Below are 14028 nucleotides of genomic sequence, written 5' to 3'. Positions count from 1 at the left end.
AATGAGAACGTGCAGTCGATCCGCGAAAGGGATATCGCCGGTGATATCAGTCCCCGGTGCGGGTGAACGTCTCATCGAAGCCGGTCTTCATTGCACACGGCTGCGACTCTTCCCAATCGCCGTGTCCCAGTAGCAGATTGATGGGGTTCTGCTGGGGTTGGGGCATCGGGTACTGACCGGTGGCGGTGATCGTGATGATCTTGCCGTCGCATCTGCCCTCGGATTGGCTGTTGAGTGACCAGGTGCCGCCGGCGAAGAGCAGCGGCCGGAAATCCTCGGGCTTGTGGAAGTAGCTCATGCACCGGTCGCCGGTGCGCAGGCAGTCGGTTTTGACGGTGTAGTCGCCCTGGATGGGGGCGAGGCCGTTGCGGAAGGTTCGGGTGCTGCGGTAGCTGCCGCGCAGCGCCTCGGCGGGGGAGACCACCCGGGGCGGCAGCTCGGCCGGGTCGGGCAGGGTCTGCGGGTCGACGTCGGTGGTGCGGTTGAAGGTGATGGTGGACCGGCCGGAGCAGGAATTGCCCGCGGCGCCGGTGTAGTCACCGGTGAGCCTGCCGTCGGGACGTTCTCGCAGCGTGAAGACGTACCAGATCTCGTCGGCGACGTCGTGGCAGTTCTCCGCGGCCAGCGCGACGGCCACCCAGTTCCCGTCGATCTGGTCGAATTCGAGTCGGGCCGTCGGGGGACCGCCGTCGCCGCTTTGGCGTTCCGCGATGGCCACGCAGCCGTCGGGCCGGCACGCCGAGCGGACCGCCCACATGGCCGTCGACGGTCTGGCGTCCTCCAGCGGCCCGCCGTCGATCAAGGTGGGTGCGCTGAACACGGCCTGGTAGACGCCGGTGAACGGCGGCGGTTGCGGCGCTGTCGACGTGGTGGGCGCACTCGGTGCGGCAGTCGGGGCGGTCTCGGTGCGCAGCGCCACGGCGGCGACCACCCCGCCGGCGACGAGCAGGATGACCGCCGCGACGGCGGTGGCGATCAGTGCGGTGCGTTTCCTCTGCGGTGGTGGCGGTGAAGGTGGCATGGGCTGCCAGGCCTGGGTGGGTGCGTCGGCGGGATGGGTCAGCGCGCGCTGGGCGGCGCCGGCCAGGTCCACGGTGGTCGGGAAGCGGTCGGTGGGTTGTTTGGCCAGGCCGGTGGCGATCACCTGATCCATCGCGGCCGGCACGGTGGCGTGGTCGTGCGACGGCCGCGGCGGCGGCATCACCATGTGGCTCACCGCGACCTGTTCCAGGGTGTCGCCGGGGAACGGCAGGTCGCCGGTGAGGCATTGGTAGAGCACGCATGTCAGCGCGTAGATGTCTGAGCTGGGCCCGCTCTCGCCGGTGCGGAAGCGTTCGGGCGCCATGTAGGCCCAGGTGCCGATGGTGGTGTTGGCGGACGTCAGCGCGGTGTCGGTGGTGGCGCGGGCGATACCGAAGTCGATGAGATAGGCAAAGTCGTTGTCCGCCAACAGGATATTGGAGGGTTTCACATCGCGGTGCACCAGGCCGGCCTGATGGGCGACGTGCAGCGCCGCGGCGATCTGCCCGATGATGAACACCGCGCGTTTGGGTTCCATCGGGCCGTTGTTGATCAGGGTCTGCAGATCGACGCCGTTGATCAGCCGCATGGTGACGTAGAGGCGGCCGTCGATCTCGCCGACGTCGTGGATGGGCACGACGTGCGGGTCGTCCAACCGGGCCGCGGCGCGGGCTTCGCGGCGAAAACGTTTCTCGTAGTCGGGGTCCCGGGCGAAGTGTGGCAGCAGCATTTTCAGCGCGACGGTTCGGTCGATCTCGGTGTCGTAGGCCCGCCACACTTCGCCCATCCCGCCGCGGCCCAGCAGTTCGATCAGCTGGTAGCGGCCGAAAGGCGTCCCCTCCACGGGTTCAAGATAGACCAGTGTGGGCCCGGGATCAGTGCAGATCGGCCTGGGTGTTCACCTTGGTGACGGGGCGGACCGGCGGCTCTGGCTGCGGGTTGAATCCGTGGCTCTCTGCCGGGGTCACGTGGGCGGTACGCCCTGGTGGATCGGGCTGTGGGTTGAACGCCTGTGCGGTGCCGGACGCGATGGCCAGGCTCGCGACGGCGAGGCCGGTGGCCAGGACTGCTTGCTTGATGATGTTCATTGCGGGTCCTTTCGTGGGGCTGTGCGGACAGCGTGCGCGGCGGTACTTGGCGCATTCTTGGGGCGCATTCCCGTCCGCGCGCGGGCTGTGCGCCGTAGCGTCAGCGCCCGTGAGCCGCGCCGTCACCGTGTTACCCAAAACCGATGTGCTGTCCGCCCTTTTCGGGGTCTGGGACGATGTCGAACGCCTGCTGGATGGACTGCCCGGCGCGCGCTGGAAGAAACCCGTTCCGCTGCCGGCCTGGCGGGTGCGCGACGTCGTCGCCCACGTGCTGGGCACCGAACTGATTCTGCGAGGGGAGTCCGCGCCGCCGGCTGACCTGGCCGCCTGCACACACGTGCGCAACCAGGTCGGCGAGCTCAACGAGGCCTGGGTGCAGCATCTCGGGGCGTTGACACCCGATGCGCTGTTCGCCCGGTTCGGCGAGGTGATCGGGCAGCGGCGCGAGGAGCTGACCGCCATGTCGATCGAGGAATGGAACGCCGTGATGCCGACGGTGGTGGGACTGGAGACCTACGGCAGGTTCATGCGAGTGCGGACCTTCGACTGCTGGATGCACGAGCAGGACATCCGGGAGGGCCTTTCCCGGCCGTCCACCGACGACGACCTGTCCCGACCGGGCGCGGCCATGGCGGTCGACGAGATGGTGGCCGGCATGGCCCGGGTGGTCGGAAAGCAGGGCGGGGCGCCGAGGGACTCGCGGGTGCTGTTCGAGCTCACCGGTCCGATGGCCCGGGAGATTCGGGTGGCCGTCGACGAGCGGGCCGCCGTGGTGCCGGCCTTCGACGGGGAGCCGACGACGGTGATCCGGATGGACGGGCTGCAATTCACCCGGCGCTGCGGTGGCCGGCCGCTGACGGCTGCGCGCGAGGGCGGTGTGCAGTACGACGGGGACGCCGAGGTGGGCCAGCGCATCGTGGAGAACCTGGCGTTCGTCATCTGAGCGGGGTCTGCGCCACTGTGGGCTCTGTGCACGCTGCCCGGGCGTTCGGCGTGCATAAACCCCACGGTCGTTAATCGGTGGAGCTTGTCGGCCGCCCGGGTATGATGGGAGGTCCTGCTGAAGTTCGGCAGGGGTGCGAGGGGCTGAACGGTTTCGACTTCGCGCATCGAATCAAGGGAAGCGTGCCGGTGCAGGCAAGAGACCACCGTAAGCGTCGTTGCAACCAATTAAGCGCCGATTCCAATCAGCGCGACTACGCCCTCGCTGCCTAAGTAGCGACTGCGTGTCTGTCAGACCGGGAGCGCCCTCGGCCCGGACCCTGGCATCAGCTAGAGGGAACCACCTACGGGTTCGGTCGCGGAACCCGTAGGGACATCAAACAGCGACTGGGATCGTCATCTCGGCTTGTCTGCGTGACCGAGAGATCCAAGTAGAGGCATAGCGGACTGCGCACGGAGAAGTCTTGAGGGAATGCCGTAGGACCCGGGTTCGATTCCCGGCAGCTCCACCGAACACAGATCGGGCCAGGACGAAAGTCCTGGCCCGATCTCGTTGTTGGATGCCACCCTGGGCGGGATTATTTACCGTACTGTCAGCGCCACTGCTCAGTTTCGGAGCTGCGCCGACCAGCCCTCGGCGCTCGGTTGACAAGGAGCCGAAAACCATGCGCATCGTCGTGGACTTGAACCGCTGTCTCGGGTACGCGCAGTGCGTCCCGCTCGCCCCGGAGGTGCTGCAGCTCAGCGGCGAGGAAGCCCTGCTTTATGACCCGAATCCCGATGCCTCGCAACGTCAGCGCGTGGCCAGGGCGGTCGCGTCGTGCCCCGTGCAGGCGATCATCGCCGAGATGGATCCGCCGTTGGATCGGACGACGACGTGACCGCATCGCTGATCGCCGACCTGGTCGACAGCTTCAAGACGACCGGGCGGATCGTCATCGTCGGCGCATCCCTGACGGGACTGCGGGCCGCAGAAGCGTTGCGCGACGAGGGCTTCACCGGCTCGTTGACGATCATCGGCGACGAACCCCATGAACCTTACGATCGACCGCCGCTGTCCAAGCAGGTCCTCAAAGGCTGGGTCCCCGCAACCAACACCAAGCTGCCGCGACTGCGCGCGGTCGACGCCGACTGGCGATTGGGTGTTGCGGCCACCGGACTTGATCGCGACAACCGGGAAGTATTGCTGGCCAACGGCGACAAAGTGCCTTACGACCGATTGCTGATTGCCACCGGCGTCCGGTCCCGGGCCTGGTTCAACCCCGAGGAGGCGAAGCTCAAGGGGCTCTACACCCTGCGCACCTGTGACGACGCCGCCGAATTGCAGGCTGCGCTGAAGGCCCGCCCTGGGCGGGTGCTGATTGTCGGTGCTGGATTCATCGGCTCGGAGATCGCCTCGGTATGTCGCGATCTCGGCTTGGAGGTCACGGTGGCCGAACGCTCAAGTGCACCTCTGGTCGGGCCCCTCGGTGGGGTCATCGGCGAGATCGCCACCAAGATGCAGCGCGACGCCGGCGTCGACCTGCGCACCGGGGTCGCGGTGCAAGCGCTGAAGGGCGACGCCGACGGCCACGTCCGGCAGGCACAGCTGTCCGACGGGACCCTGCTCGACGTCGACGTGGTAGTCGCCTCGCTGGGCTCGGTGCGCAACATCGAATGGCTGGAAGGCGCCGAACTCGCCGCCGGATTCTGGGGCGTGGCGTGCGATGCCGGGTGCCGGGCGTTCGACATCAACGGGGTGGTGACCGACAACATCTTCGTCGCCGGCGACGTCGCCCGAGCGCCTCACGTGCTCTACGAGTACCAGTTCATGGCGATCGAACACGTCGATGCCGCGGTGTCGGGGGCGCAGACCGCCGCCCACAACATGGTCCATCTGGAGCGGGAGCGACGCCCGCACCTGCCACTGCCACAGTTCTGGTCGGGCCAGTTCGGGGTGAACATCAAGGGTGTCGGCGTGTGCTCCTTCGGTGACGAAATCGTCTTCACCCAAGGCTCACCCGAGGATCTGCGGTTCGCCGCCGCGTTCGGCAAGAACGGCCGCATCGTCGGCGCGCTGACCTTCAACCATGGCAAGTGGTTGCAGTACTACGCCGACATGATCGAACGCTCGGCTCCGTTCCCGCCCCCGCCACCGGGTTACGACGTGCCGGGCGACGCCGCGCCGATGCCGGCCCGATTCCCGGATCCCCGCGAGCCCACCGGAATCCCGGATGTGGTCCTCACCGGCCACGACCCGACCTCACGGGGCGCCGAATTCCGCCCCAAGAATCGCTGAGCCAGAACGGAATCGTCATGACCACAGCCGAACATGCCTGGGCGGAGGCGATGAGATTCGAGAATCGCCACGACCCTTACGAGTTCTTCGACCAACTACGCGAAACGCCCGTCGTGAAGGTGGCCGACCGCACCTACGTCGTCACCGGCTATCGCGAACTCATGACGCTGGCGCACGATCCCAGGGTCAGCTCCGACATCGACCGCAGCCCGTTGGGCGCCGCGCGAGCCGCGGGGGCCGCGCCGTCGCCGGGGGCCGACGACATCGCAGCCTACGGCCGGGCGAAGACCATCATCCTGTCCGACCCGCCCGATCACGACCGAGCACGGCGTCAGGTGATGCGGCACTTCGGGCCACCCCACTCACCTGACGTCATCCCGAAGATGGAGCCCGATATCCAGCGGCTCTGCAATGAACTGCTCGACACCGTGAAGGCCAAAGGTGCCAACACTTTCGATGTCGTCGATGACTACGCCTACCCCGTGCCGGTGGCCGTGATCTGTCAGCTGCTCGGCATCCCGCTGAAGGACGAGCCGACGTTCCACGCCTGGATCTTCGACTTCATGGCCGGCCTTGACCTGGGGCCCGAGGCCGCCACCGAGGAGGGGAAGGCGCGTGCGGCGAAAGGTCAGCAGAGCACGGCCGAACTCTCCGCGTACCTGGCCGACCTGATCCAGGGCTACCTTCGGGAACCCGGTGAGGGCCTGCTGTCGAAGCTGGTCAACGATGGCGGGCCCGACGGACCGATGTCACCGGAAGAGGCCGCGTCCAACGCGGTCCTGCTACTGATCGCCGGCCACGACTCGACCGTGAACACCATCGCGCATTGTGTGCTGACGCTGCTGCGCAATCCAGAGTCCCTCGATCTGCTGCGGGCACGGCCGGAGCTGATTCCGCGGGCCATCGAGGAGGTGCAACGGTTGCAGTCGGCCGTGCAGTTCTTTCCGAGCCGCAGCGCGACCGCGGATATCGAGGTCGGCGGAACCGTCATCCCGGCCGGGTCGGTGGTGCACCTGATGTACGGCGCGGCCAACCGTGATCCGGCGATGTTCCCGGAGCCGAACAAGTTCGATCCCGAGCGGCGCAACAACCAGCATTTCGGCTGGGGCAGTGGGATTCACACATGCATGGGCGGACCGCTGGCGCGCCTGGAGGTCAACCTGGCTGTCGAGAATTTCCTGCGCCGCGTCGAGAATCCTCGTCCGGTCGTCGATCCGCCGCCGTATCGGCAGAGCCAGGTGTTCCGCGGGCCACGACACCTTGAGGTCGCGTTCGACCGGATCGTCTGAGGTGAAGGCCTTTCAGTTCGTCGACTGGCAACAACCCGGCCAACTCCGGGATGTCCCAGTGCCCGAACCCGGGCCGGGGGAGGTGCTGATCAAGGTGGGTGGCGCCGGCGCGTGTCACTCCGACCTGCATCTGCTGGAGCTGCAGGCAGGCACCCGAGGCTTCACGCTGCCTTTCACCCTGGGTCATGAGAACGCCGGATGGGTTGAGAAGATGGGCTCCGGCGCAACGGGTTTCGAGTACGGCGATCCGATTGTCGTGTACGGCCCGTGGGGTTGTGGCCTGTGCATGAACTGCCGACAGGGCATGGAGAACTACTGCCAGATGCCGGGCAAACCGAATCCCGGCGGGCTGGGTGGCATCGACGGTGGGATGGCCGAGTACCTGCTCGTCCCATCCACCCGCTATCTGATCCCGCTGGGCGACTTGGATCCGCGCGAGGCCGCGCCGTTGAGCGACGCCGGTCTGACCAGTTATCACGCGGTGAAGCGTTCGATCCACCTGCTGGGCCCGGGGTCGACGGCGGTGGTGATCGGGGCGGGCGGCCTGGGCCAGATGGCGATTCAGGTGCTCAAGGCCTTGGCGGCCGCGACAACCGTTGTCGCGGTGGATACCTCCGCGGACAAACTGCAGATCGCCGCGACGATGGGCGCCGACGTCACGCTCATCTCCGGTGACGAGGCGGTGACACGAATCAAGGACATCACCAGGGGGCTGGGCGCCGAACTCGTGCTGGACTTCGTGGGTGTCCAGCCGACGCTGGCGATGGCGGCCAGGGTGGCCCGGGTGCTCGGGCACCTCACCGTCGTCGGGGTCGGCAGTGCCGCGATACCGGTCAACTTCTCCAGCCCGCCGCACGAATGCGCCGTTGCGTCACCGTTCTGGGGCAGCATTCCCGAGCTCATCGAGGTCATCGACCTGGCCCGGTCCGGAAAGGTCCGAATGGTGGTCGAGCATTTCGCCCTGGACGATGCCGCGCGTGCGTACCAGCTGCTGCATGACGGCAAGATTCACGGCCGCGCCGTCATCACCCCGAACGACTGAGCCCGCAATTGTGCGATTTCATCCGCGACTCACCGCGCCGGCCCGCGCGGGACGCACAAATGCGGAACCGTCAGGCGTCCGACGGCGTGTACACCACGATCTGGAACTCCGGCTGATCCGAGGGCCGCAGCTGATGGTGTTCGTAGCGGACCGTGCCGAATTCGGGGTGGTGGAACACCCGCTCTCGTGATTCGAACCCGCCGATGTCGTGGCGTTCCCACCCGGCGCGGAATTCCGGGCTGGCCTCCGACAGTCGCGCCACCAGCTCCAGCAGGGTGGGATCGCCCAGGCGCGAAGCGCTTTCAGCGCGGAACTCGGCCAGGAAGCGTTGGCTGGTGACCTGCCAGTCGTCGAGCAACGTGCGGACGGCGGGGTCGGTGAACACCACCCAGAGCAGGTTGCGTTCGGTGGGCGGTGTGGTCGCGACGTTGGGGTACAGGCGCTGGTAGGCGGCATTCCAGCCGGCGATGCCCCACTCCGGGGTGAGCGCGTAGGCCGGGTTGTCGCCGATCGCGTCCAGGAAGCGCTGCACGTGCGCGGGCACCGTCGTGACTGCATTGGCGGCGGCCGCGGGCAGCGGCGCGAAACCGGCCAGGCTCAGGACGTAGCGGTGCTCGGGCACGCCCAGGCGCAGCGTGCGGCTGACTGCGTCGAGCACCTGGCGCGACGGGTTGATGTCGCGGCCTTGTTCGAGCCAGGTGTACCAGGTGACGCTGACCCCGGACAGGTAGGACACCTCCTCGCGGCGTAGCCCGACGGTGCGGCCCCGTCCGGCGGGCGGCAGCCCGAAGTCGGCGCGGACCAGTCGCTCACGGCTCGAGCGCAGGAAGGCGCCCAGTTCGGCGCGACGGTCCTCCTCGGTGGGCACAGCCCAAGACTAGTACTGCCAGTACTAGTAGTGACGGCGTCTTCCCAGCGTGCGCCCCGGAGCCGACAGTAGAGGGATGATCCCGCTGCGTTCCCGCACCGTCACCCATGGCCGCAACATGGCCGGCGCCCGGGCGCTGTTGCGTGCCGCCGGCGTCGCCCGTGAGGACTTCGGCAAGCCCATCGTGGCCGTGGCCAACAGCTTCACCGAATTCGTGCCCGGGCACACGCACCTGCAGCCCGTCGGGCGGATCGTCTCCGAAGCCATTGCGCAGGCCGGTGGCATCCCGCGGGAGTTCAACACCATTGCCGTCGATGACGGAATCGCCATGGGGCACAGCGGCATGCTGTATTCGCTGCCGTCGCGGGATCTGATCGCCGACTCGGTGGAGTACATGGTCGAGGCACACAAAGCCGACGCGCTGGTGTGTATCTCCAACTGCGACAAGATCACTCCGGGCATGCTGATGGCGGCGCTGCGGCTCGACGTGCCGACGGTGTTCGTGTCCGGCGGCCCGATGGAGGGTGGGCGCGCCACGCTGGTCGACGGCCGGGTGCGCACCGGCCTGCACCTGATAGACCCGATGGCCGGCGCCGCCGACCCGTCCATCTCGGACGAGGATCTGGCGCGGATCGAGGAGGCGGCCTGCCCGACGTGCGGATCGTGCTCGGGCATGTTCACCGCCAACTCGATGAACTGCCTGGTCGAGGCGCTGGGCTTGGCGCTGCCCGGAAACGGCTCGGTGCTGGCCACCCACACCGCCCGGCGCGCCCTGTACCAGCGGGCCGGTGCCGCCGTCATCGACCTCACCACCCGGTATTACGGGCACGGCGACACCTCGGTGCTGCCGCGGTCCATCGCCTCGCGGGCGGCGTTCGAGAACGCCATGGCGATGGATGTGGCGATGGGCGGATCGACCAATACCGTGCTGCACTTGATGGCCGCCGCGCACGAGGCCGAACTGGACTTCACCCTCGCCGATATCGACGAGATCTCCCGGCGCATCCCGTGCCTGTGCAAGGTGGCGCCCAACGGGGCGTATCTGATGGAGGACGTGCACCGGGCCGGCGGCATCCCGGCCATCCTCGGTGAGCTGCACCGCGGCGGGCTGTTGGCCAAAGAGGTGCATGCCGTGCACGCCGACACCCTGCACGATTGGTTGGATGCCTGGGATGTCCGAGGTATCGGTCCGTGCGATGACGCGGTCGAACTGTTCCACGCCGCACCGGGTGGGCGTCGCAGTGCCACGGCGTTCTCCCAGTCCGAGAGGTGGGAGAGCCTCGATGTGGATGCCGCGCACGGCTGCATTCGCGATGTGGCCCATGCCTATTCGCCCGACGGCGGATTGGCCGTCCTGACCGGTAACCTCGCGCCCAACGGTGGTGTGGTCAAGACCGCGGGCGTCGACCCCGGTGCGTTGACCTTCGCGGGTCCGGCCGTGGTGGTCGAATCACAGGAAGAAGCGGTCGACGCCATCCTCGGGGGCAGGGTCACCGCGGGGGATGTGCTGGTGGTCCGTTACGAAGGGCCGCGCGGTGGGCCGGGAATGCAGGAAATGCTCTATCCGACATCGTTTTTGAAGGGACGTGGGCTGGGCAAGGTGTGCGCACTGATCACCGATGGGCGGTTCTCCGGCGGCACCTCCGGATTGTCGATCGGGCATGTGTCACCCGAAGCTGCGGCCGGCGGCCCCATCGCGCTGGTCCGCGATGGTGACCGCATCGTCATCGACATTCCTTCGCGCGCCATCACTCTCGACGTTTCCGAGGACGAGTTGGCGCGGCGGCGCGCCGACATCGGCGAGTACCGCCCGCGCAACAGGGATCGTCCTGTGTCGGTGGCATTGCGGGCCTACGCGTTGTTGGCGACGTCCGCGGACCGGGGCGCGGTGCGGGAGATCCCGGACAGCATTTGATCGGGGCCGCGGCCTGCCGCGTTTGTGCGGTGTCGTTGACGACGCGCCGTAGCTGCCCGCTCAAACCGCACAATTGCGAAAGGGTGGGCGGCGTAGGCTGAGGTCATCACCTCATCCGAACGCGCCCTGGCCCACAATCCGATTCGTGTCGCCGTGCTGGCGCCGATCGCGTGGCGGACACCGCCGCGGCACTACGGGCCTTGGGAACAGTTCGCGTCCCTGCTCACCGAGGGACTTGTCGCCGCAGGCCATCAGGTGACGCTGTTCGCCACCGCCGACTCGATCAGTACCGCCCGCCTGCACGCGACGGCCCCGACCGGTTGGTCCGAGGACATCACCATCGACGCCAAGGTCGCCGAGTGCCTGCACATCGCGTCGGTATTCGAACGCGCCGCCGATTTCGACATCATCCACAACGGATTCGACTTCCTGCCGCTCACCTACAGCGACCTGGTCGGCACTCCGGTCGTGACCACAATCCACGGGTTCTCCTCGAAGAAGATCGTGCCCGTTTACGAACGCTACGACCGCACCACTGCGTACGTGTCGATTAGCGACGCCGATCGGCATCCGGGCCTGCATTACGCCGCCACCGTGCACCACGGCATCGATATCGATCAGTTCGCGGTCCACCCGAGCCCGGGCGAGCACCTGTTGTTCTTCGGCCGGATCCACCCGGACAAAGGCACCGCGCATGCCATCGAGGTGGCCCGCCGTTGCGGGCGACGACTTGATATCGCCGGAATCATCCAGGACGAGAACTATTTTCGGGACGCGGTCGCACCACACATCGACGGCGACCGGGTGCGATACCTCGGCGCCATCGATGCCGGCCGGCGTGCCGAGGTACTCGGTGGCGCACACGCACTGCTGCACCTGATCGACTTCGACGAGCCGTTCGGCTACAGCGTCGTCGAGTCCATGGCCTGCGGCACACCGGTGATCGCCCACGCCAGGGGCTCGATGGGGGAGTTGATCGCGCACGGCGTCACCGGCTATCTCGCCGACGACGCCGATGCCGCCGTGGCGGCCGTCGACGCGGCCGGTGGGCTCGACCGTGCCGGCATCGCCGAGCGCACCGCAGCCCGGTTCTCGGTGTCGGCGATGGTCGACAAGTACGTCGACGTCTACCGCGATGTCATCGGTGACTGGGCGTGACCGCGGGGTGGTGGAAAACCGCAGTCGTCTATCAGATCTATCCACGCAGCTTCGCCGATTCCAACGAAGACGGTGTCGGCGACCTGGGCGGCATCATCGAACGGCTTGATCATCTGCACGAACTCGGCGTCGACGTCCTCTGGCTGTCACCGATCTACCGGTCACCGCAGGCCGACAACGGCTACGACGTCAGCGACTACCGCGATGTCGACCCGGTGTTCGGCACCCTCGCCGACATCGACGTACTCATCACCAAGGTGCATGCCCTCGGGATGAAGCTGGTGATGGATCTGGTGGTCAACCACACCTCCGACGAGCACCCCTGGTTCATCGAGTCCCGCTCGTCTCGCGTAAATCCCAAGCGGGACTGGTACATCTGGCGGGGTGCCCGCGACGGTGGCGTGCCCAACAACTGGGAGTCCTTTTTCTCCGGGCCGGCTTGGCAGTGGGACGAACCCACCGGCCAGTACTACCTGCATCTGTTCGACCGCAAACAACCCGACCTCAACTGGGCGAATCCGCAGGTGCGAAAAGCGGTGCAGGACATCATGGAGTGGTGGCTGGACCGCGGTGTCGACGGATTCCGGTTGGACGTCATCAACTTCATCTCCAAGGCTGACGGGTTACCCGATATCGCGCTACCGCATCAGCGTTTCGTTGCCGGGGGAGATGTGCACACCTACCTTGCCGAGCTCAATGGGAGAGTGTTTGGTGGCCGCGCCGGGGAGTTCCTCACCATCGGCGAGATGCCCGGCGTGACAACCGATGAGGCGCGGCTTTACACCGACCCGGCGCGTGGTGAGCTGGATATGGTCTTCCAGTTCGAGCACATGGCGGTCGACCACGACCCGGCCGACAAGTTCGACGGTATCGGCCTGAACCTGGTCGCCCTGAAGAACGTCATGCACCGTTGGCAGGCCGCGTTGGCCGACACCGGCTGGAACAGCCTGTACTGGAACAACCATGACCAGCCACGGGTTGTCAGCCGGTTCGGCGACCACCACCCGGAGCACTGGGGCGCGTCGGCGAAGGCGCTGGCCACCGTGCTGCACGGGATGCGGGGCACCCCGTTCATCTACCAGGGCGAAGAGATCGGAATGACGAACTACCCGTTCCGCTTTCCGCAGGAGTACGCCGATGTCGAATCCGTGAACTACTTCCACGAGCACAGTGCCGACCCTAGTGCTGCCCTGGCCGGGCTGGCGAAGATGAGCCGCGACAACGCCCGCACCCCCATGCAATGGGACGCCGGACCGCACGCCGGCTTCGGCTCCGGCACACCGTGGCTACCGGTCAACCCCAACCACGGCTGGCTCAATGTCGAAGCCCAAGCGGCAGCAAGGGATCGGTACTGGCCCACTATCGCGCGCTCATCCGGCTCCGGCACGAGCTGTCGGTGCTGGCAGATGGTGACTTCACCCCGACGATGGCAGACGACCCACAGATCTGGGCCTACACCCGAGCGATTCCGGGCCGAAAGCTGCTGGTGATCGCCAATTGCGGCCGCGCTGCGCGGACGGTCGACATCGGATTGGAATGGATGTCGGCGGAGTTGGTGCTCGGCAGCGGATCGACTGCCGCGGCCACCGTCGTATCGACGTCACTCGAACTCGCGGGATGGGATGCACGGATCTACTCGCTGCACGAACATCCCAACCTCGTCGAGTCTGCTCCCGAACGCGATCAGAGCTGAATCTGCCCACCGTCGACCGGTAGCTCGGCACCGGTCATGAAGCTGCTCTGATCCGAGGCCAGGAACAGCACCGCCGAGGCGATCTCCTCGGGCCGGCCGAGCCGCTTCATCGGCACCTGGGCGGCCATGCCGTCCAACAGGTCCTGTTTCTGGTCGGCGGGGGCCAGCCCGGTGAGTCCGGGTGTCTCGATCGGGCCGGGAACGATGGTGTTGACCCGGATGTTGCGTTCGGCCAGTTCGGCGGCCCAGGTACGCCCGAGGGACCGGATGGCCGCCTTCGAGGCCGCGTACAGCCCGAACGCGGGGACACCTTCGGATGCGGCGGTGGACCCGGCCAGGATGATCGAGGCGCCTTCGTTGAGCAGCGGGAGCGTCTTCTGCACGGTGAAGACCGTGCCGGCGACGTTGCGGTCGAAGTTGTCCCGGTAGTGCTGGGGTGTCACGTCGGCGAGGGTGGCGAAGTCGCCGCCGCCGGCGTTGGCGAAGACGACGTCGAGTCCGTTGCCGTGTTCGGCGATCGCGGCGGCCAGGGTGTCGAGTTCCTCGGGCTTGCTGATATCGCTCTGGATGCCGTGGGCGCCGATCTTCGCGGCGGCCTCGTCCAGGCGGGTGCGGTCGCGTCCGGTGATGAAGACATACGCGCCTTCATCGGCGAGCCGCTGCGCGGTGGCCAGGCCGATGCCCGAGGTGCCGCCGGTGACCAATGCCGTCTTGCCGTCCAGTTGTCCCATGATC

General features: G+C 67.1%; 13 protein-coding genes and 1 other RNA gene. 10 read left to right on the top strand and 4 right to left on the bottom strand.

Going from position 1 to position 14028, the window contains the following annotated elements; translation table 11 throughout:
* Positions 1-46 precede the first annotated feature (46 nt).
* Together ACXPWS_RS22320 and ACXPWS_RS22315 are read right to left on the bottom strand one after the other, a co-directional pair.
* On the bottom strand, positions 47-1864 hold the full coding sequence (locus ACXPWS_RS22320; RefSeq protein ID WP_458708740.1) for a serine/threonine-protein kinase: 1818 nt from the start codon (positions 1862-1864) through the stop codon (positions 47-49).
* 31 nt (positions 1865-1895) lie between these two features.
* Positions 1896-2108, bottom strand: coding sequence for a hypothetical protein (locus ACXPWS_RS22315; RefSeq protein WP_458708739.1), 213 nt, complete (start codon positions 2106-2108; stop codon positions 1896-1898).
* 109 nt (positions 2109-2217) lie between these two features.
* Between ACXPWS_RS22315 and ACXPWS_RS22310 the strand changes: the two genes are divergently transcribed.
* From ACXPWS_RS22310 to ACXPWS_RS22285, 6 genes are all read left to right on the top strand, one after another.
* The gene (locus ACXPWS_RS22310) at positions 2218-3051 is read left to right on the top strand and encodes a maleylpyruvate isomerase family mycothiol-dependent enzyme (protein ID WP_458708738.1); all 834 of its coding nucleotides are present in this window, start codon (positions 2218-2220) and stop codon (positions 3049-3051) included.
* A gap of 139 nt (positions 3052-3190) precedes the next feature.
* Positions 3191-3562: a transfer-messenger RNA gene (gene ssrA, locus ACXPWS_RS22305) on the top strand.
* A gap of 153 nt (positions 3563-3715) precedes the next feature.
* Positions 3716-3931, top strand: coding sequence for a ferredoxin (locus ACXPWS_RS22300; protein ID WP_458708737.1), 216 nt, complete (start codon positions 3716-3718; stop codon positions 3929-3931).
* A complete protein-coding gene (locus ACXPWS_RS22295) occupies positions 3928-5328 on the top strand; it encodes an NAD(P)/FAD-dependent oxidoreductase (protein ID WP_458708736.1) in 1401 nt (466 codons plus the stop codon). Before ACXPWS_RS22300 ends, ACXPWS_RS22295 begins: the two co-directional genes overlap by 4 nt.
* A 17-nt stretch (positions 5329-5345) precedes the next feature.
* On the top strand, positions 5346-6617 hold the full coding sequence (locus tag ACXPWS_RS22290; protein WP_458708735.1) for a cytochrome P450: 1272 nt from the start codon (positions 5346-5348) through the stop codon (positions 6615-6617).
* A 58-nt stretch (positions 6618-6675) separates the two neighbouring features.
* Positions 6676-7659, top strand: a complete 984-nt coding sequence (locus tag ACXPWS_RS22285; protein WP_458708734.1) for an NAD(P)-dependent alcohol dehydrogenase — start codon at positions 6676-6678, stop codon at positions 7657-7659.
* A 70-nt stretch (positions 7660-7729) separates the two neighbouring features.
* Here ACXPWS_RS22285 and ACXPWS_RS22280 read toward each other — a convergent pair whose 3' ends face one another.
* The gene (locus ACXPWS_RS22280; protein WP_458708733.1) at positions 7730-8527 is read right to left on the bottom strand and encodes a helix-turn-helix transcriptional regulator; all 798 of its coding nucleotides are present in this window, start codon (positions 8525-8527) and stop codon (positions 7730-7732) included.
* Between the two features lie 76 nt (positions 8528-8603).
* On the opposite strand from ACXPWS_RS22280, the gene ilvD reads away from it, so the two are divergent.
* The 4 genes from ilvD to ACXPWS_RS22260 all read left to right on the top strand — a co-directional run bounded on the left by ilvD (position 8604) and on the right by ACXPWS_RS22260 (position 13293).
* Positions 8604-10442, top strand: a complete 1839-nt coding sequence (ilvD, locus tag ACXPWS_RS22275; protein ID WP_458708732.1) for a dihydroxy-acid dehydratase — start codon at positions 8604-8606, stop codon at positions 10440-10442.
* A 153-nt stretch (positions 10443-10595) separates the two neighbouring features.
* Positions 10596-11600 (top strand): glycosyltransferase family 4 protein, encoded by a 1005-nt coding sequence (locus ACXPWS_RS22270; RefSeq protein WP_458708731.1) that lies wholly within the window; start codon positions 10596-10598, stop codon positions 11598-11600.
* Complete coding sequence (locus ACXPWS_RS22265) at positions 11597-13090, top strand: alpha-glucosidase (RefSeq protein ID WP_458708730.1); 1494 nt, start codon at positions 11597-11599, stop codon at positions 13088-13090. Before ACXPWS_RS22270 ends, ACXPWS_RS22265 begins: the two co-directional genes overlap by 4 nt.
* A complete protein-coding gene (locus tag ACXPWS_RS22260) occupies positions 12997-13293 on the top strand; it encodes a hypothetical protein (RefSeq protein WP_458708729.1) in 297 nt (98 codons plus the stop codon). The genes ACXPWS_RS22265 and ACXPWS_RS22260 overlap by 94 nt, the downstream gene beginning before the upstream one ends.
* Here ACXPWS_RS22260 and ACXPWS_RS22255 read toward each other — a convergent pair.
* Complete coding sequence (locus tag ACXPWS_RS22255) at positions 13284-14024, bottom strand: SDR family NAD(P)-dependent oxidoreductase (protein WP_458708728.1); 741 nt, start codon at positions 14022-14024, stop codon at positions 13284-13286. The genes ACXPWS_RS22260 and ACXPWS_RS22255 overlap by 10 nt on opposite strands.
* Between the last annotated feature and the right edge of the window lie 4 nt (positions 14025-14028).

It is taken from the genome of Mycobacterium sp. BMJ-28, from assembly GCF_054404835.1.
Note: the sequence above shows the minus strand (reverse complement) of the source record. Positions and strands in the feature narration are given on the sequence as shown.